Origin of the sequence: Pseudomonas sp. NFXW11, assembly GCF_049887815.1 — a bacterium.
GTDB lineage: Bacteria > Pseudomonadota > Gammaproteobacteria > Pseudomonadales > Pseudomonadaceae > Aquipseudomonas.
On the sequence record NZ_JAGEKI010000001.1, the window covers coordinates 264,939 to 283,274 of the forward strand.

General features: G+C 60.9%; 17 protein-coding genes and 1 pseudogene. 6 read left to right on the top strand and 12 right to left on the bottom strand.

Annotated elements, in window-relative coordinates; translation table 11 throughout:
• Positions 1–44: 44 nt before the first annotated feature.
• The 4 genes from J4P02_RS01200 to J4P02_RS01215 all read right to left on the bottom strand — a co-directional run bounded on the left by J4P02_RS01200 (position 45) and on the right by J4P02_RS01215 (position 3,092).
• Positions 45–689, bottom strand: a complete 645-nt coding sequence (locus J4P02_RS01200) for a LysE family translocator (protein WP_426187697.1) — start codon at positions 687–689, stop codon at positions 45–47.
• Positions 690–776: 87 nt separating this feature from the next.
• Positions 777–1,577, bottom strand: a complete 801-nt coding sequence (locus tag J4P02_RS01205) for a helix-turn-helix domain-containing protein (protein ID WP_426186875.1) — start codon at positions 1,575–1,577, stop codon at positions 777–779.
• Between the two features lie 88 nt (positions 1,578–1,665).
• The gene (locus J4P02_RS01210) at positions 1,666–2,565 is read right to left on the bottom strand and encodes a LysR family transcriptional regulator (protein ID WP_426186878.1); all 900 of its coding nucleotides are present in this window, start codon (positions 2,563–2,565) and stop codon (positions 1,666–1,668) included.
• A gap of 74 nt (positions 2,566–2,639) precedes the next feature.
• Positions 2,640–3,092, bottom strand: coding sequence for a GNAT family N-acetyltransferase (locus J4P02_RS01215; protein ID WP_426186881.1), 453 nt, complete (start codon positions 3,090–3,092; stop codon positions 2,640–2,642).
• Positions 3,093–3,359: 267 nt separating this feature from the next.
• On the opposite strand from J4P02_RS01215, the gene J4P02_RS01220 reads away from it, so the two are divergent.
• Entirely contained in the window at positions 3,360–4,196 is an 837-nt protein-coding gene (locus tag J4P02_RS01220) for an enoyl-CoA hydratase/isomerase family protein (RefSeq protein ID WP_426186884.1), read from the top strand.
• Positions 4,197–4,280: 84 nt separating this feature from the next.
• Here J4P02_RS01220 and J4P02_RS01225 read toward each other — a convergent pair whose 3' ends face one another.
• The 4 genes from J4P02_RS01225 to J4P02_RS01240 form a co-directional block, all read right to left on the bottom strand.
• Positions 4,281–5,267 carry a fatty acid desaturase family protein gene (locus J4P02_RS01225; RefSeq protein WP_426186887.1) on the bottom strand — a complete coding sequence of 329 codons (987 nt, stop codon included), beginning with the start codon at positions 5,265–5,267 and terminating at the stop codon, positions 4,281–4,283.
• A 51-nt stretch (positions 5,268–5,318) separates the two neighbouring features.
• Positions 5,319–6,398: a GNAT family N-acetyltransferase gene (locus J4P02_RS01230; protein WP_426186890.1), complete on the bottom strand. Its 1,080-nt coding sequence runs from the start codon at positions 6,396–6,398 to the stop codon at positions 5,319–5,321.
• 398 nt (positions 6,399–6,796) lie between these two features.
• On the bottom strand, positions 6,797–11,080 hold the full coding sequence (locus J4P02_RS01235) for a YCF48-related protein (protein ID WP_426186893.1): 4,284 nt from the start codon (positions 11,078–11,080) through the stop codon (positions 6,797–6,799).
• A 183-nt stretch (positions 11,081–11,263) separates the two neighbouring features.
• Positions 11,264–12,178 carry a LysR substrate-binding domain-containing protein gene (locus J4P02_RS01240; RefSeq protein WP_426186896.1) on the bottom strand — a complete coding sequence of 305 codons (915 nt, stop codon included), beginning with the start codon at positions 12,176–12,178 and terminating at the stop codon, positions 11,264–11,266.
• Positions 12,179–12,317: 139 nt separating this feature from the next.
• On the opposite strand from J4P02_RS01240, the gene J4P02_RS01245 reads away from it, so the two are divergent.
• A complete protein-coding gene (locus J4P02_RS01245) occupies positions 12,318–12,644 on the top strand; it encodes a hypothetical protein (protein WP_426186899.1) in 327 nt (108 codons plus the stop codon).
• Positions 12,641–13,252, top strand: coding sequence for a glutathione S-transferase (locus J4P02_RS01250; RefSeq protein WP_426186902.1), 612 nt, complete (start codon positions 12,641–12,643; stop codon positions 13,250–13,252). Before J4P02_RS01245 ends, J4P02_RS01250 begins: the two co-directional genes overlap by 4 nt.
• A gap of 87 nt (positions 13,253–13,339) precedes the next feature.
• On the opposite strand, the gene J4P02_RS01255 is transcribed toward J4P02_RS01250, so the two are convergent.
• On the bottom strand, positions 13,340–13,609 hold the full coding sequence (locus J4P02_RS01255) for a hypothetical protein (protein WP_426186905.1): 270 nt from the start codon (positions 13,607–13,609) through the stop codon (positions 13,340–13,342).
• A gap of 297 nt (positions 13,610–13,906) precedes the next feature.
• Here J4P02_RS01255 and J4P02_RS01260 point away from each other — a divergent pair, with 297 nt between their 5' ends.
• On the top strand, positions 13,907–14,311 hold the full coding sequence (locus J4P02_RS01260; protein WP_426186908.1) for a DUF2251 domain-containing protein: 405 nt from the start codon (positions 13,907–13,909) through the stop codon (positions 14,309–14,311).
• Positions 14,312–14,669: 358 nt separating this feature from the next.
• A complete protein-coding gene (locus J4P02_RS01265; RefSeq protein WP_426186911.1) occupies positions 14,670–15,101 on the top strand; it encodes a hypothetical protein in 432 nt (143 codons plus the stop codon).
• A 79-nt stretch (positions 15,102–15,180) separates the two neighbouring features.
• Here J4P02_RS01265 and J4P02_RS01270 read toward each other — a convergent pair whose 3' ends face one another.
• Positions 15,181–16,341: a DUF3800 domain-containing protein gene (locus J4P02_RS01270; RefSeq protein WP_426186914.1), complete on the bottom strand. Its 1,161-nt coding sequence runs from the start codon at positions 16,339–16,341 to the stop codon at positions 15,181–15,183.
• Positions 16,342–16,443: 102 nt separating this feature from the next.
• Here J4P02_RS01270 and J4P02_RS01275 point away from each other — a divergent pair.
• Positions 16,444–17,293 (top strand): annotated as a pseudogene (locus tag J4P02_RS01275) (transposase); the annotation flags it as partial.
• Between the two features lie 116 nt (positions 17,294–17,409).
• Here J4P02_RS01275 and J4P02_RS01280 read toward each other — a convergent pair.
• A complete protein-coding gene (locus J4P02_RS01280) occupies positions 17,410–17,733 on the bottom strand; it encodes a hypothetical protein (protein WP_426186917.1) in 324 nt (107 codons plus the stop codon).
• Between the two features lie 53 nt (positions 17,734–17,786).
• Positions 17,787–18,266, bottom strand: coding sequence for a hypothetical protein (locus J4P02_RS01285; protein ID WP_426186920.1), 480 nt, complete (start codon positions 18,264–18,266; stop codon positions 17,787–17,789).
• Positions 18,267–18,336: the final 70 nt, after the last annotated feature.

Consider the following 18,336-nt stretch of genomic DNA (forward strand, 5'->3'; position numbering starts at 1 on the left):
GAGTTCTCCAATATTGCGCCGTACTTAGCGACCTGAAACAGAGCTTAGTTGCCAATGACCCGGTAAAGGCTGGCGCCTATCACCCCCAGCGCCAGCAGGATCAACAGCACTCCGGTGATTCGCTCCAGCCAGGGCAGGGCGCGGGCAAAGCGCTCGCGCACTGGCCGGTTGCCGATTGCCAGCGCCACCAGCAGGTCCCAGCCCAGGACCGCGGCGAACATCCAGAGCCCATAGACCAGCTTCCAGCCACCGCTGGTGGCTGCACCCACCAGTGACGCCAGGCTGACGTAGAACAGGGCGTTTTTCGGATTGAGAATGCCCGAGAGAAATCCCTGGCCCAGGCCACGCCGCCAGTTGGCGCGGTCCAGTGCCTGGGGCTGGCCAGTACTGGCCATGCCGGCCAGGGAATTGCCGCCGGCATGGCGGATAAACAGCCCGCCCAAGTACAGCAGGTAGGCGCAGCCGGCCAGCTGGATCAGCAGGAACCACAGGCTGTCCGGGCGCAGTACCGCAACCCCGGCAAACGCCATGACGATAAACACCCCATTGGCCAGGGCAATGCCCAGGCAGGCGCCGGTGGCCGCGCGCCATCCGGCGGCCATGGACAGCCGCGCCACCAGGAAGAAGTCCGGGCCGGGGGAGAGCAGGGCGAGAAAGTGCGCGGCGGCAACCAGCAGAAACTGTTGAATCATGAGCAAGACATCCACAAACCTTGGGAAGGGCTGCAAGTCTGCTGGCGAGGCGGTTGCTGGGTATTGAAGAAAATTGCGCGCGGTTCAGGCCTTGTACGAGCCTGGGGTAACCCCGACGTGGGCCTTGAACACCCGCTGGAAATGCGCCTGGTCGGCAAAGCCCAGGCGCTGGGCCAGGGCCGCCGAAGCCTCGCCGGCCTGCAATGAGGCGCGGGCCTGGATGATCCGCTGGTTCAGTTGATAGGCGTGGGGCGTCATGCCGCTGGCGGCCCTGAAGGCACGGATCAGCTGGTAGCGGCTCAGGCCAGCGATATGGGCCAGTTGCTCCAGGGGCTGGGGCTCCTGCGGCTCCTGCTGGAGCAACTGCATGACCCGGCGCACAGCGGCCGAGGCCCGGGCCGGTTCGGCAGCCGGACGCATCAGCGCATGCCCGTGGCTGGGGAAATCACCGACGAACTCGATCAGTGCGGCTTCCTTGTCCTGCCAGTCGCCATCCGCGAACAGCAGCTGGTTGAGTCGGCAGAAGTGCCGGTACAGCGCCTGGTCGTTGCTCAGCACTACCTGCTGCGGTGCGCTGAGCTGCAACTCCTGGTAGATGCCCTGCAGCCAAGCGGCGTCCAGATGCAGCATCTGGTAGCTCCAGGCCTGGCCCGGCTGCGGGTTGCAGGCATGGGTGCAGTGGGCCGGCACCCACACCAGGCTGCCCGGGTGGATCAGCGTCGGGCCGGTGCTGGCGCCGGTGAACAGGCTGCGGCCCTGATCGACCGCGCCGATGGAGACGCTGGGATGGCTATGGGCCTTGTAGTTGGCGCGGCTGTCGCAAGCCCGGCGGCTTTCCGCATAGGGCAGTTGCGGGTCGCGCCAGAATTGGGCGGTAGGGCTCATGGTCGATGGCCTGGCTAATGGCAGGGGCGAAGAGTAACGGGGTTGCGCTTGGCGTAGAAGAGGCGCAGTCGAAACCGCATGCGCGGTCTCAGGGGTTCTTGAACGCCTGCAACAGGTGCTGTTTGAACACTTCGAGCACCTCACCGGGCTCGCGGCTTTTCGAGGTGGCCAGGTAGAAGGTCACGTCATAGCTGAGGCTGTCCTCGAACAGGGCTCGCAGCTTGCCGCCGGCGACCCAGGGCTCGGCAATATGGGTGGGCAGAAAGCTCAGGTGAGCACCCGAGAGGATAAAGATCAGGTCGGCGTCCACCTGTTCGGAAATGGCGGTGCGCTTGGGCGACAGCATCCTGGCGTGCAACGGCTGGGTCTTGTACGGCCTGGCGATCTGGCTCGATGCCCGGAGCATGGCCGGATCTGGCGGCGGGTGGCGGAAAAACTCGTGGCCCTGGCCGCAGTACAGGCTCTGCCGCTCGCTGAACAGCGGCTCGTAGTGCAGGGCGGTTTGGTTGCCGGAGAAATAGCCGATCGCCAGTTGCAACTGGTTGCGCAGCAACTGCTGCTCGAGGTCCGCCGGGGTGGCCGAGAGAATCTCCAGCACCACCTCCGGTGCCCGCTGGCGGAATTGGCCAAGGGCTCGGGCGATGGTTTCCGCTTCCCGGGGGGCAAGGCGCTCGGAAATGCCGATATGCAACTCGCCCAAGAGGCTTTGCGATACGTCCCGGGCTTCACGGGTGAACCTGTCCAGGGCTTCGAGCATGCGCCGGGCCGAGGCCAGCACCAGCTCGCCCTTGGGGGTCAGGCGGAAGCCGCTCTTGCCGCGCTCGCACAGGCGTATGCCCAGTCGTACTTCGAGCTTGGCCATCTGCGTGCTGATGGTGGACTGGGCCAGGCCCAGCTTGCCCTGGGCGGCGCTGAAGCCGCCGCATTCGACAATGGTGACGAACAGGCGCAGCAGTTGCAGGTCCATGTCGCGAAGTTGTGTGAGCATGCTTGAGGGGTATGGGTGGAGTGATTGCGCAGGGTAATGCGCTTGTTCTGCACCAGGGAAGTGGCGCGGGCGCTTCAAGCCACCGGCAGTTGCAACAGCGCCAGCATGTCTTCGTTGTCTTGGTCCATCCCTTGTTCCTGGAAGCCGAAGCTGGCGTAGAAGGGGGCGGCGAGGGGATTTTCCGGGTTGTAGCAGATCTCTACCTGGGTCAGGCCGGGGCTGCGGCGCAATTCCTCGAGCAGCAGGCCCAGGGCCTGGCGACCAATGCCCTGGTGCTGATGCTGCTTGTCTACCATAAAGCGCCAGATGGCGACCTTGTGCGGGCTGGCGGCATGCCACAGGAACAGGCCCACGGGCTGATCCTGATGATAGATGGCGCGCGCCGTGCACTGCGGCTCGTAGGCGGCCTGGGCCAGGGACCAGAGGTTCGATGCAACATAGTCCTCTTGTTCGGCGAACACCTCGAGGTCGCTGAGCTGCTCGTAGTTGCCGTGATCGACTTCACGCAGTTGTACATTCATCGGCATATCGGGTTTCACCTCCAATACTGGGTGTTGTCTGCCGGCGCATTCTGCGGGCAGGCAGAGGGGCGATACATAGCGCGATCGCCAAGCTGGCATTAACTGCCGCCGATCCAGGGCCTGGTGGAGCGACTGCCGGGGCCTGGGCGATTTTTATCCCAGGATGAAAAGACCATTTACACTGTTTTTCAACCTGCAATCGATTGCCAGGCGCCGCTGCGCCAGCCCTCCGGGCTTCGCCAGGCCACGCCACGACCAGCAAAGGAAGCCTGTATGAACTTCAAGGAAATTGCCTACGAGCAGCATGGGGCGGTAGTGGTCATTCGCTTCAATCGTCCTGAACAGCGCAATTGCATCGGCCCGCTCACCCATCGGGAACTGATCGAGGCCTGGACCCGGTTTCGCGACGATGACAGCGCGCGAGTCGCGGTCATTACCGGAACCGGCGACCGGGCCTTTTGCGCCGGCGGTGACCTCAAGGCCGCCGCGCAACTGGTGCCGGTCGATGCCGAGGAGATGGCCGCCCATGACCGCGGTGAACGCCCGGGGATCATCGGCCCAAGCCGCTGGACCGATATCTACAAGCCGGTGATCGCCGCGGTCAATGGCGTGGCCTATGCCGGTGGCCTGGAATGGGCGTGTTTTGCCGACCTGCGCATCGCGGAAGAGCATGCCTCGTTCGGCGTCACCTGCCGGCGCTGGAATATCGGCCTGGCCGATGGTGGCACCCAGCGTCTGCCGCGGATTGTCGGCATGGGCCGGGCCATGGAGCTGATCCTCACGGGCAAGGTGATCGACGCTGAAGAGGCGTACCGCATTGGCCTGGTCAATGAAGTGGTGCCCAGCGGACGTTCGCTTAAACGGGCGATGGAGTTGGCCGCAGTCCTCGCCGGCCTGCCGCAACCCGCCATGCGAACGGACAAAGAGGCGGCGATTCGTGGTTATGGACTGCCCCTGGATGAAGGCTTGAAGATCGAGGCCCAGTGTTTCAACCGCTCGATTCATCAGCCGGAAACCGAGGAGGGGCTACGGCGCTTTCTCGAACGCGATCACCCGGACCGCGACGCACAGATGTCACCCATGACGCCGGGGATTGTTCGCGATCAGTGAAGCTGCTTGCCAGGCCAAAAGGCTCGCCCGGCCTGCAGGGAGCCCGGCGACAGGCCCCGATGCGCGAGGCCTGTCGTTGCTGTTTCAGGCCCGGTGGTCGAAGAAGTGGCCCATCAGCTTCAACAACGGCCGGCGACGGTTGGTCCAGGCAAAGTCCCATTCACTGATCTGCGTCGCCGCAGGCTGCTGGGGTTCTTTCTCGTGCAGCAGCTTCTGCACTTCGGCCAGGCGGTACCAGGGCACGGATGGAAAGGCGTGGTGCACGATGTGCAGGTTGAAATTGAGGATCACCAGGCGCGACCAGATCGGCAGGTTCTTGCAGTCGTGGGACACCAGGTCCTGTTCCCAGTACTGCAGGCGCTCGGCATCCTTGGCCAGCAACGGGGCCTCGGCGTGGTGGGGCAGGTTCAGCAGTTCCACCATGAAGAACAGGAACAGCCAGGTGATCAGGTAGAACAGCAGCAGATCCGCCAGGTGGCCAAAATACAGCGCCACCCCGGCCAGCATCAGGTAGCCCACCAGGTACAGGCGGGCAAAACGCTTTTCCTTGGCGATGCGTGGCGTGGTGTCGCCCTTGGCCCAGGCAATAAAGGGCGCGCGCCAGTTCAGCAGGAAATGATTGGCGGCGATCATCGGGATCCAGTGCTTCCACATGAATTCCAGGGTCCGCTCCTGCTGCTTGGTCATGACCGCGAACTTCTCGATCATGCCGCGGTTTTCCGGATCGTTCAGCGGGTGCGCGGTCCAGGTGTGGTGGGCCATGTGGAAGCGCCGCCGAACCAGGAAGGGCAAGGCGATCAACCAGCCACTGCAGTGACCGATAAAGTTGTTGAGGTTGCGATTTTCCGAGACCGCGCCGTGCAGGGCCTCATGCAGGATCAGGTAGATCTGCAAGGTGGCGAAGCCCGCCAGCACCAGGCCCAGCACCTGTAGGCCCACGGAGGTGTCGAGCCACAGGTTCCAGGCCAGTGCCAGCAGCAGCAGGTCAACCGTCCAGAGCAGCACGGTCCAGGGTTGCTTGGCGCCATCCGGAATCTGTTTCCTAACGCTAAGCCATTGTTCTTTGGTCACTTTTTATATCTCCAGGAGTCATCTGCCAGGGGCCTTGCGGCCCCTGGTCGGTTAAATGGCGGTTGGCAGGTTGTGTGCGGGGCACAGGCTGCAGAGGCCGTCCGCTAGCCGGGCGTAGGCCTGATCGAAGAAGGCCACCTCATCATCGAAACCATGACTGTGCGGCGCTTGGGCAAAGCTTTGGCGGACCAGCATGATGCAGTCGTACCGAGCGCCTGCCTGCAGGTGCCAGGCGGGCAGGTAGGCGGTGATCGCAAAGCCCAGTTTCATCAGCTCGGCCAGCAGGTCCAACTTGTCTGCGAGGATATGCAGGTTCACGTATTCCACCTGTTTCCAGGCGTGCAACAGCGCATTGAGCTCCAGCAGGACTTCCTGTTCCGAGGCGCTGGCTCCCGCCTGGCCGGAGATCATCAGGGCATTGGCTTCGGCGTCATGGGTATAACCCAGCTGCCCATGCCGCGTGCCACCCGGCGCGCCGCTCAGGCAGGTTTGCGGGTAGTTGCCCGGCGCTGGCAGCAGTTGCAATGAGGGGTACAGGTAGTGGCCGATAAAGTCGGCGCAGGGCTCGCGGACATACCAGGGAGCGACATGCACAAAGCCGTCCCGGATGGGGGGGTGAATGGCGGTCAGGTGATATTCGCGAATGCCGTCGACCTTGTCCGGGCCGCCGTCGTGGCCAACCAGGAGTGCTGGCTTGATCTTTTTCATCAGCGCATGGCTGGCGATATTGCGGGTGATGTAGAACCCCAGCTCCAGGGGGGCGGGCTGGTGGTTCTCCAGGCTGAGCCCGACCAGATGGGAGATGGCGCCGCTGCGTCGGGCCTCGGGGCGGATCACCCCATGGCACACCTCCCATGCCAGGTTCCATGGGCGCCGAGCGATACAGGTGCAGCCGACGATAGCCCCATCTTCTTCGGCAACGAACCATTGCTGCTGCCCGGAGCCCATCGAACTGCGGATATAGCCAGGCTTCTGGCACGGATGGGTGGTTTGCCCATAGACGCTCTGGAACAATTCGGCGAGGCGCTCGATATCCTCGCTATGCCCCCTGCGAAAGGTAAAGGCCGGGCTTGCAGGCTCGATAGGCAAGAGGTTGGCAGCAGTCTGATCTGGAAAGCTTGTCGCGGTCATGACACACCCGTTCTATTTTGTTTTGAGGCACGCAAACGCGGTGACTGGCTGGGCGGTCACGGCGCGGAATGTTGAAGATTCAAAGTTGCTGGGGGCAGCGGCGGGGCGCCGCTAAAGGCACCGATGGGCGCGGAGGGCGGTCAGAACGAACGACGAGGGCTGCTGGATAGATTCAATACCCGGGGAATACGCATCATCCTTGATCTTGTACATAGTGCTGCTCCTGTTGATTGGCCGATGGCGTGCAAGCGACCTGGAGTCCTTCCAGGCCGCTGCGCACGGACTATAGAGACTCGGCGGGTGCGGCCATACTTGCCGCTGCGGCCCGTGTCCCGGCAAACCCCCACAGAGCGCCTGGTCAGGCGCTTTCGCCAATCCCGGGTGGCTCAAGGTGGGCGCTACTGCTTGTAGCTGGCGCTGCTCGCACCGGGTTCATCATCGGCCAGCAATTGCACTTCCCCGGCCACCCGCACGCCCCGCAGCGAGCTTTCGAAGGCGTCCAGCTCGGCATCGGCCGGTGGCCACTCCGAGCGGGTTCTTTGCCGGTAGTCGTCGATCACCGAGGCAAGGTCGTCTGGGTGTTCCTTGACGCCGTGACGCCACCGCTCCTGGTAGATCTCGTGCAGGGCGCCGAGCGCCACCAGGCGGTGTTCCTGCACGGCCCGGCTGCGCCCCGGGCCATTGGCGGGGCGGCGCCTGAGCAGTTCATCGAACAGCGAGCGATCCAGCTTCTCGCCTTGCTGCAGCATGGCCAGATAGCGGATGCGGTTGATGAAGCGCTTGATCGCCCGCGGCGTGGCATGGCGCTTGCGCACCACGGGTAACCAGGCATCCAGGGCCTGGTTGAAGGCCGTGGAGTCGTTGACCTGGCGCATGCTGGTACGCAGGCGATACAGCCCCACGCCCAGGCTGAACAGGACAAACAGCAGCAAGGCCGCGGCCAGGCTCCAGATGGCCATGGGGTGGTGCTGGCTGGCCTGCACGTGCAGGTCTTGTGTTTGCAACGGCTGTTTCGTGTTGCTGAGGGTGGGGGGCAGTTGCACCCTTGTAGTTGGGCCCTTGCCCAGGCTGTCGCCTTGCGGCCCCGGAGCCGGGGTCGGCACCGTGCTGGCGACGCTTGCCGGCGGCTGCAGCGGTGCCGGAGACAGCGGCAACTGGATGAACTTACCGGTGGCGATCCCCAGGGTCATGACCAGGGCAAACAGATAGAAAGGCCAGAAATGCCCAACGCTCTGCATAAAGCTGCGGGTCTGGGCGCTGTCGCTTGGGGACGAGCGCAGCAGTGGCGAAAGGTCCGCGTGCTGGGGCACCTGGATTTCCAGGTTGACCAGTTTTTCCAGGTAGTTGCCGGCGTAGTTCCAGCGTCGTTCCGCAGCCGAGGGCTCAGGCTGCTCGGGGTTGTCGCGCTTCTGGCGCAGCGCCAGTTCATCGGCGAATTTCTCGAAGTGCAGGCCCAGGGCGGTGCGGATGTAGCAGGTGTCCATGCCGAAAATCACAAAGCAACGGCCAGAGGTGACCAGGAAGTTCACCGCTTCCATGATGGTCAGGATGATTTCCGGACGACAGCGGTCCAGGTCGTCGATGACGATCACTGTGCGATAAGGCAGGGCCTCGGTCACTTCGCCGAACTGGCGGGCGAAGGTCGAGCGAAAGCTGGTTGGGCTCTGCCCGTCACTGGTGCGCAGGCGTTTTGCGGTGTCCGACAGCAGCGTCGCCGGGCTCACGCCAAAGGCCTTCATCGAACTCAGCAGGGTCTTGAAGGTAACCAGGCCGGTGGCCAGTTGGCCCAGCAGCTTGCCGACATCGCTGCGGCTCAGTTGCACGCCCTTGTCTTGCATGGCCACCAGGCTCTGCAGCCATTGCCAGAGTCGCCCCCACTCATCCAGTGGATGGGTCAGCAGGTAGCTCACCAGGCACGAGGCCGCCGCCACCAGCCCCAGGGCCAGCAGCAGATGCCGGCGCGACCTGATCCACAGCAGGTGCAGACGGAACGCCCAGCCATCCAGGGACAGCAGTGACGGCAAGCCTTGCTGGTCGATGGCGTTGAGCAGCGAGGCCAGCAACTGCTCTTCGCTTTGGTGATGCCAGGCGTTGAACCACACCGGGCGGTACTTGTAGCGTCGCAGGTCTTGGCAGATCAGCGCCATCAGGCTGCTTTTGCCCGCGCCCCAGCCGCCGGAGATGGCCAGGGTCAAGGGCGGCTCGGTACGGGTGTTGCGCAGGAAGCGGGAGATGCCCCGGGCCAGCGGGGCGACGCCGAGGCTGTCTTTGTCGCTGTCATCGGTGGGGGCATCGGTGGCAGCAATGGCGGCGGCGCCGCTGTCATCGCTGGGTCGTGGGCGAAACATCAGCCACACCAGCAGCGCGCACAGCGCCAGGGCGAACCAGAACCAGGGCGCCGGGTACTGCCGGTGGCTCAGGGGCCAGGGCAGGCTGGCCCAGCTTTGGCCGCCGTCGGTGGTGCGCCACAGCGCCGGCGGATAACCCACGCTCAGGCCACTGACGCCGTTCTGCGCCATGGCCAGGGCCAGCCGTGGCGACGCGCTGTCGCTGTGGGCCGGGGCCCAGGTTTCGCCCTGGTCGGTGGACACCAGGATCAGCCCGTCGCTGCTGCTGGCCCAGCCTCCCGTGCCATCGTCGCGCATCTGCAATCCGCTCAGGGCAACGCCGTCCTGCCGGTGCTTGACTCGCCAGCTGGCACCCCCGTCGAGGGTCTTGGCGATCACCCCGTTGTCACCGGCAATCCAGCCGGTGCGGCCATCGGCAAGGAACGCCACGGCCCTGAGGTTCATGGCCAGGGCAGACAATGGCTGATCTGCCGACTGGCTTAGGGGGGAGGGCAGCATCTGTACTGCATCCCAGGTTTTGCCGGCGTCAGTGCTGCTGGCAATCAGGCCCTGATCGCCGACGGCCCAGGCGTTGACCCCGGCGGCATCCAGGTGCACCGCGTAGAAGGTGCCAAAGGCCTCCGGCGGGTTCTGGCCGGGCGATCTCTGCTCGTGGGCCGCAGCCCAGGTATCACCGCCGTTGTGGGTGTAGAGCAGGGTGCGCTCGCGTCCACTGGCGATGCCGAACCGCCCGGAGGCGTCGAAATCCACCGCCAGCAGATCGTTGCTGGTGGTGCTGGCCTGCTCGCTCCAGTTGGCTCCGGCATCGCGACTGGACAGGATCCGCCCGTTATCGCCCACGGCCCAGGCACCCAGGCCGTCACCCGTAAGGTGGGAGCCGTTGAGGCGCTGGTTGGCGAAGTCGGTGTTGCTGTACCAGCTGTCAGCGCCATCGCGGGAGCTGAGGAGGGTGCCGGAATCGCCCAGGGCAATCACTGTCTTGCCGTTGTCACTGACCTGGACACTGCGCAGCAGCCTATGCGCGGCGCTGCTCCGCGGGGCCCAAAGGCCGTCACTGCGGCGGGTGATGATGGTGCCGGCGTCGCCCACCGCAATGCCGGGCCCCGTTGCTGCATATGACAGCAGGTTGCGGCCCAGGCTTGGGTCGCTGGTTACCGGGGCCACAGGTGTCGGTTCGGGCGCTGACTCGGTTTGCCCGGTGAACGGCTCAGGCAAGGGTGGCAGCACGCTTTGCTCGGCGGATGAAGAGACCGAATCGGGCAGGCCCGAGGCTTCGCCTGACGGCAGATTACGGCCATCGCACATCAGGCGCTGACGTTTCGCCGCGCGCAGCCAGGGCAGCAGCAGGCTGTTGTGCACCGTTTGCTGCGGGCTGGCGAACAAGGCCAGGTCGCGCAGGTCCGCCTGGGTGCCGCTGTCCAGCAATTGCCAGGACACACCATCGTCGCTGAACAGTAGGGTGCCCTTGTCGCCCACGGCCCAGAGCCCTTCGTTACTGCCGACAATGCTGTTCAAGGTGACCCGGGTGGGCGTTGCCTGGGGCGCCGACCAGTTGCGGCCATAGTTCGAGGAGCTGACGATGACGCCGTTTTCCCCCACGGCCCAGCCGTACTGCCCGGTGAACCAGACCGCCTTGAATTGTGGCGCCGGACCGCCGGTTTTGGCCGAAGGCCCGGCCATGGCCGCAGCCGTCCAGGTAGCTCCCTGATTGGTGCTGAACAGGACAGTGCCCCGTGCGGTGATCCAGCCGCGGGCACCGTCTGCGCTGAAGCGGATCGAGCTGGCATCCGCCTGGCCGATAAGCTCGCGTCGCCAGGTGCTGCCATCGTTATTGCTCGACAACAGCACGCCCAGGGCACCGACTACCCAGATTTGCCGAGTGCGTTCGTTGACTTCAATCGCCAGCAGATCGATCAAGCCATCACGCGCCGGCTGCAACGAACGATCGCGCCAACTGGCGCCGGCGTCGTCGCTGCTGAGCAGGGTGCCGCCATCACCCACGATCCAGGCCTGGCGTCCGTCGGCCTGGAAATGCAGGCCACGCAGGTTGGCCTTCACGGGTGAGGGTTGGGATGCCCAGCTGTTGCCGGCATCGGTGCTGGTAAAAATCCCGCCCCCCAGCCCCACGGCCCAGGCCCGCTGGTTGCCTAGGGTGTTTACGGCGTTCAGAGAAGAGGGAATGGCCGGCAGGCGCAGCGGTGCATTGCGCTCAATGGGCGTGGTGAACCACTCCAGCCGCGTTTGTTGGTGGCTGATGGGAAAGGGCGAGGGCGCCTGCCACCAGGCGGTGATGGACGTCACGCCCAACACCAGCAATGCCAGAAAGCCCAGCATGGGGCGCATATTGAGCAGCGATCTGCTGCGTGCAGGGGCTGTATCTGACGGTTGGACCTGCATCTTCTGCGCTCCTTGCACGGCCCGGCGCCAAAGCCGGGAATCAGCCTGATCAACTAGTAATAGTTAACTTTGGCTGGTTGTCATGCAGTGCCGGCTACCACTGGGCGCCCGAGTGCGGGGTTAGCCTGGTGCTTGAGCCTTGCTCTGGTCCAGCTGGCTCAAGTACTGCTCGACCTCTGCGCTCAGCCAGTCGGCAAACAGCTGTTGGTGAACCTGGACATGCTCGCGGTTGGGCAGCACCAGCCAGTAAGGGTAGGGGTAGGGCGCGCTATGGGGACTGATCTGCACCAGCTCGCCACGCAGGATGGCGTCGTGCACCAGGCTGCGCCGCTCCAGCGCGATGCCTTGGCCCAGGCGCACGGCCTGCAGCACCAGGTTTGAATCATTGCTGCACAGCCCACTGCGCGGCACCTCGATATCCAGGCCCGCGGCCTGGCACCAGGGCTGCCATGACTCGGTATTGAACACGATGGGGCTGGTGAGAATTTCTTCCGTGCTCTGCGGCAAGTGCCCGCCATTGAAATGCGGCGCTGCCACCACCAGGGTTTCATCGTGGAACAGCAAGCGTTGTTGCTGTGCGTCCCAATCGCCCTTGCCCATGCGAATTGCCAGGTCGACAGATTCCTGGCCCAGGTTGGAGATCGCCAGGCTGGCCTGTAGGCGAATACCGATCTGTGGATGCAACTGCTGGAAGCGCGGCAAACGGGGCAGCAGCCAGTTCAAGCCGAAGGAGGGCAGTACCGCCACCACCAGCTCGGTGGTTCTGGGCTGGGTCTTGACCAGCCGCGTGGCCTCGGCGATGCCACCCAGCGCGGCACGGATCTGCAAGGCGTACAAGCGGCCGTCCTCGCTGACCCGCAGGCCTCGGCCCTGGCGCACGAACAGGGTCACGCCGAGCAGTTCCTCCAGCACCTTGATTTGCTGGCTGATGGCCGAGTGGGTCACATGCAGTTCCTTGGCGGCAGCAGTGACACTGCCCAGCCTGGCAACCGACTCGAAACTGCGCAGGCAAGTGATGGGTGGAATGTCGGACATGTAAGATCTTCTTACGGTTTATGCGAAAAAATACCGATATTTTAGGCGGTTTTTTCTGATTACTGTAAGGCGCAGTGAAGTGTCAGGCGCGCAAGAGGATCAGGCAATGGGCAATGCACGGATAGCCAGTCCAGCCCCGATGGGCCAGCGTTCTGCTGACGAACCGCAGTGGTTGCGGGTGTCACTGGCCAGGAGGCAACTGCTCAAGCTGTGCTTTGCCCAGGACATCTACACCCAGGCAGTGAGTGGTCGCCACTGGATCAGCAGCGCGGGCAGCGATTTCACCATTGGCCCCGGTGAGCAGGTGCGACTGCCAGCCGGGCTGGCCCTGATCGATGGCGAAGGCGTGCTGCAACTGGCGCCTGTCGAGACGGACAGCGCCAAGCGCACCAATCGACGTTCCTGGTCTTTCAGACAAGCGCCGTTGGCACTGCAACTCACCATCAACCAAGGAATCAATGGATGAAACTGATTGGCATGCTGGACTCACCCTATGTGCGCCGAGTGGCTATTAGCCTGGATCGGCTCGGGGTCGATTTTGAACATGAGCCGTTGTCGGTGTTCAGCACCTTCGAGGCCTTTTCCAGGATCAATCCCGTGGTAAAGGCGCCGAGCCTGGTGCTCGATGACGGCACATTGCTAATGGATTCGACCTTGATCATCGATTATTTCGAGGCCCAGAGCCGCGCAGATGCCAAGCTGCTACCGCAACAACCCCAGGCATTGGCCCAGGCGCTGCAAGTCCTCGGGCTGGCGTTGGCGGCATGCGAAAAGGCCGTGCAAATCGTCTATGAACACAACCTCAGGCCGAGCGAGAAGCTCCACCACCCCTGGGTTGCACGGGTAACCGGGCAATTGCTGGCCGCCTGTGGCGCACTGGAACAGTTGCTGGCCGCGCAGCAACCGACATCCGTCGAACGACCTGATCAGGCGGGTATCACCAGTGCAGTGGCCTGGTCGTTTATGCAATTGATGCTGCCCGAGGTGGTCAAGGCCGGTGACTTTCCGGCGTTTGCCGAACATGCGCGGCGTCTGGAGCAGAGTGAGTTGTTCAAGCGCTATCCGCAGGTGTGACCTGTAGCGATTCTGAACCTGGGGAGCCTACAACGGGCTCTGGGGCGTGCTTGCCACACAAGTCGCGCACCAGGCCCGTCTGAATCATTACCACTGGCCGCTGACGAGGCAGCCGACGATTTCCCAACCGCTGTATTCCCACCAGGAATATCGGTCATCGGAACAACTTCTGGCCAGGCTGGCCATCTGGATTTCGCCAGCTTTCTGCTGGGTTCCAAAAGGAGTGTCATTAGCAGCTGTCGTTTGATTGACGGTCTGGGGAGCCTTGATGGTGGTCGGATGCACGGAAGCGTTCGCGACAGTTGCGGTTAAAGCGAGCGTCGCGGATAACGCCAGAGCAGTGATGGACTTTTTCATGTTCGAATCCTTTCAGTTATCTGACATGTGCCTTATGCAATGGCCTGACCTGCCTTTAACAACACTGAACAGATCGAGCACTCGCATGCTGTTACGCCATGAAAGCCTACTACCGTACAGCGTTGCGCACAGTCGCTCATCGATACTATTGACAAGTTGATAAAATCCGGGGTTGCTCGTAAGGAGAGCGCTTGATGAGTGCTAGCTTGAGAAGCCTTAGCGCCGGAGATTGCCGGGATAACACCGGGTTGTCATCATGCGCGCTCTTTAACACTCAAAGGGACAGGGATCGCCGCAATGCCCATTTATCTAGCAGCAGAAAGTGAATTGAAGGTAGGCCAGGAATTGGTGCTCGAGGCGCCTGCGGAGGAAGGTTCCTTCGCCGTGGTTTTCGAAGACGACGGAGACACCGGCTATTTCTACGCCCTGGATACGGCGGCCGACGACAACCCGATTAACGATGCGCTGCATATCTACAACGTCGCCGATGTTTCTGACAGTGATAAGCCCTCGGTGGTGAAGATCGGCTGGTCGACCGATCACTGCAAGGCGGTGCTGCTGATCAATGATTATCCCCACGCGGTATTTGATTTCGATGCCAGGCAAGGATATTGCCGATCCGGATTCCCGGAGCAGGTCGGCAAAGGTTGGTCCGAAGCGGGTCATCAGTGGGATGAAGCGGCGCTAGCGTTGTTTGCCTGATGAAAAGCCGGGGTTAGCCAGGCTGGTTTTTTCTCCTGCGTGATGTCCATGCAAACCAGCAGGCCGGAGCTTCAAATCCGGCCTGCACTGACCTTGGTGGCGCATTATATAATTACGCATAATGTATATTATGTTAAATGATGTGCTATGCTAGAAACGTTCATGAGCCTCGTAAGGTACTGATTCGACAAATCCGTTTCTGGCATCCACTCTCTCAACGGGCCATGTGCTCCGTGTTCATGGCGATTAATTGAATGAGGGGGTTGCCGATGAAACTGATTCAGTGCCATTTCTCTTCAGGTCTGCGTGTACCGCTGCTCGTGCAAACCGGAGACGCGGCGCCATTAATGACGCCATCTTGGCCTGCCACTTCGAGTCGATTCTGGCGTTGCTGGATGGTTACGCCATCTGGCTCCAAAGCGGCCGTCAGGCCGACAACCTTGTCGCCCGAGTTGGCAAAGCTGAAACGGCAGCTTTTCCTCAGATCGATCCGCGTACCCGTGACCAGTACCTGCGGTTGCTGAAGCGGTATCTGTCCTGGTGCGTCACCCGTTACATTCCGCGCGCCCGCCAGAACTCAACCACCCAGGCTAACATCGAGGTCGTATTTGCAGATGTCGCCGACGTCATTGAGCGGCGCTTTGAAAGCCATATCATCAATGCTCTGCCAGACCGCACTCGTTACCGAAGCCTGACAGATACTCAACTCCAGATCAGCGGCTGTAATCGGCGTGCACCCAGTAACCCTGCAGGTTGTCGCACATACGGCCGAGGGTGGAGTCGCTGCTAAACCTGTCTGTCGGTCGATACGTCGATGCGTCCGGCAAACCCTAGGCATGTCCCCGCCTCCCCCTCTTTGACTCATGCCGTCACAGCACCTCAAGCGATGAGAGCAGTTTCCTGAGCTGGGCAAATTGCTCCGCTGCCAAGATGTCGTATTCCCCCACGCTGCTGAGTCTATAGACATCCCTAGCCTTCTTGACCCGATCCAGAAGCGGAAGAATCTGACTCGATGCCAGCTCTAGGAAATCATTGATATCAGCACGTGATCGCGGAATTTTGTAGCCCTTTACAGCACTGGCGATGATCACTTCGGCGTCGCGAAGCTTGGCGATACCGCTCGATCTGATTTTCTGCTCCGTAAGCCCCTGAAAACCCCTGTCGACCAGGTGCTTCGCGATGTCGCCGGTGGAGACGTACTCGTCACTGACAAATTCACTTCTGAAACGCAGGTAGTCCAGGATGCAGAGCTGCAAGCGATCATCTTCATCGGGGTGATCACCAATTCTGGAAAGAAATTGGTCTGCTTGCTTTAACGCTTGTTGGTGTACCCGGTGGTTGGCATACGCCTCATCATCCATTGGCGGCGGGATAAGCGGTTGGTACTGAGGTGGCCATTCCAACAGGCCTAACGTGGAGCCTCGCAAGATATTCTTGTAGGCCTCGACGACCTCTGCGGAGGCTTTGCCCTCATAGATGTGGGCGACGGTACCGGCGAAAAAGTCAGCTACCTGGATCAGGACATCGTCCTTGCTGCTTTTGGTCTGGAACGCTGCATCACCGAAGAGATCATCAGCGTATCGTGCTTCGACATAGTCTCGCAGACTGGCCTGAAACTCTGGCCCACCATGTTCATCAACCGTCATATGTAGGTCAGGGCAATGGTTGAAAAGACGAGCATATAGAAGGTTGTTCACGTACTTGATGAAGGACTGTTTGAACTGCAAGCCGCCGTCCTGATACACCCGCTCCTTGTCCACGACCGTGAAATAGAGCTTCAACGGCAGCTCGGAGAGGTCGACCAAGATCTTCTCGCGCCGATTCGAATTCTTGGCGTTCAGTTTGCTGGACTTGATCTCACCCGTCTGGAAGTGCAGTGACCTGAGTGCCTCAGCATGTTCATAGGCCCGAGGTAGATCCTTCTCTGCGACAAGAATCGAGCAAACCACGAAGAATCCGGAACTACCTGATTTTGAGGTATCCAGGTCATGATTACCCGACTCATCAACGAAAGCGAATGTCCTTCCCACTTTCCTGCTCCCTAAATCCCAGCGCGCGGAAGCGTTGGTGTATCAAGCATGCTACCGCAAAATCCGAGGCCTGCCGGTCTCAGATCCTCACAGTGCCATCACCGTTCGGCGGTGCAGGCAGCGCTTCGTGAGTTACAGATAAAAAGGCCAATAACCAGACCTGCCAAGGGCTGATGGAAGCTCAAGGTCTGGTTCAACACGTTGTGGGCGAGTCCGATGCGCAAAAAATACGCACGCCTTCTGGCAAGTTCGTGACGTACAACATCCAAAGTGCCGTGGATGGCAAACACTGTCTGATTTTGCACCACGAAGTCACTCAGCAAGGCATCGACAACCGTCAGCTTGAGCCGATGGCAAAAGCCGCTAAAGCTGAGTTGCAGCAACCGCAATTAAACGTCACTGCCGACGCCGGTTACTCCAATGGCGAACAGTTTCAAGCCTGTGAAGACGCGGACATCACGGCGTTCGTACCCCCCCTAATCGATCGGTCAACAATCAAGGTGGCGATGCGGAGTTTTTCGATCGTACGGACTTCAAATACGATGAGCAAAGCGACGCTTATCAATGCCCTGCCGGCAAGTTGTTAACGCTTAAGCAGATGAACAAAGGTGACCGGATTTATCAGGCACCTATCGCCGATTGCAATGTTTGCCCGTTAAAAAGCCACTGCACCAAAGCGAGCCGCCGCTACGTCACGCGCCATGCTCATGAAGCCGCTTTTGAGCGGATGGAGCTGCGAATGCAGGCTCATCCGGAAATGATGGTCAGCCGGCGATCCATCGTCGAACACCCCTTCGGCAACCTCAAGCAATGGCTATTTGGCAATGGCCGGTTCTTGCTGCGACAGCTGAAAGGCGCCAGAGCCGAAATGGCACTGGCGGTGCAGGCCTATAACCTGAAAAGAGCGATCAAGGTGATGGGCGCACATCAGTTGATGGCATTGATGGGCTGAAAAGCCCTTTTTTCGTGGCGTCCCGTAGAAAAACCAATGCCCCGACAAGTCGGGGCATTGGTTTTTGACCTTGGCAGACTGCGTTTTCACACAGTCTGCGCTAAGCGCCCGTTACCTCACCAATACGGTTCTTGCTGGCTTTTGATGTAATCATTGATCACACCAATGAAGCGCTCACAAAGATAGTCGTGGCCAAAGTGGGTACTATCGCGAGACCACACTTGATTGTTGTGATGAAATACGAAGGTGTATCCATACTCCCCTTCGAAGAAATCTTGCAGCTCAAGCCATATAAACTGGCCGAAATTTAAAGTGCAGCCATAGGGGATTTGTACCGTTTCAGCTGCAGCAAAACTCCTAGCCGGCAATAGCCATTCCTCTGGGCCAAGTGCGGTGTTGAGCGTAGCGGTGTAAAACGATGCATGCATGTGAGCAGTCATGGTCTGAATCTCTCGAAGTCAAGTCAATAGTTAGATTGCTAGAGTTCGAGGTTTCAGCGAAAACGGTGACGGTACTCGCAGAGTTCAGCCCCATACTCGAAAAGGGGCACACGGATGCAGGCACGGAGCCCTAGAAAGTTGCGAATCCTGGTCAACAGAGCATGAAGATCAAAGTGCTCAAGATGAGAAAGGATGAATGCTGAGAGTCGGATCTTGTTGACAATTTTGAGAAAGTCAGCCATTTGCTGATTGGCGCGCCGCGCCATCTCTCTCGCAGCGCTCACCCAGCCGAGGATTTTGTCAACGAGCTCCTGGCTACTGGCTTTGGTTTCGATCAGATCGACAAAACTACTGGTCTCATTTCCCGCTGGTGCATCCGCATCTTCATTTTTCGCACGTACGTCGTCACCCAAGAGAGCTTGAATCCTCTCATAGGCACGCGTTAGCGAAATATCAGCGGGTTTGTCCAAAATCGCACCTAAAAGCAAGGCGTTAGATGACAGAATAAAAGCCTCTTTTTCGAATGCAGTCAAGTGCTTGGTTGTGCCATCTCCCCTACCGGTAACCTGATCATGCATACCGTTAGACTAGACAGGTTGCCGG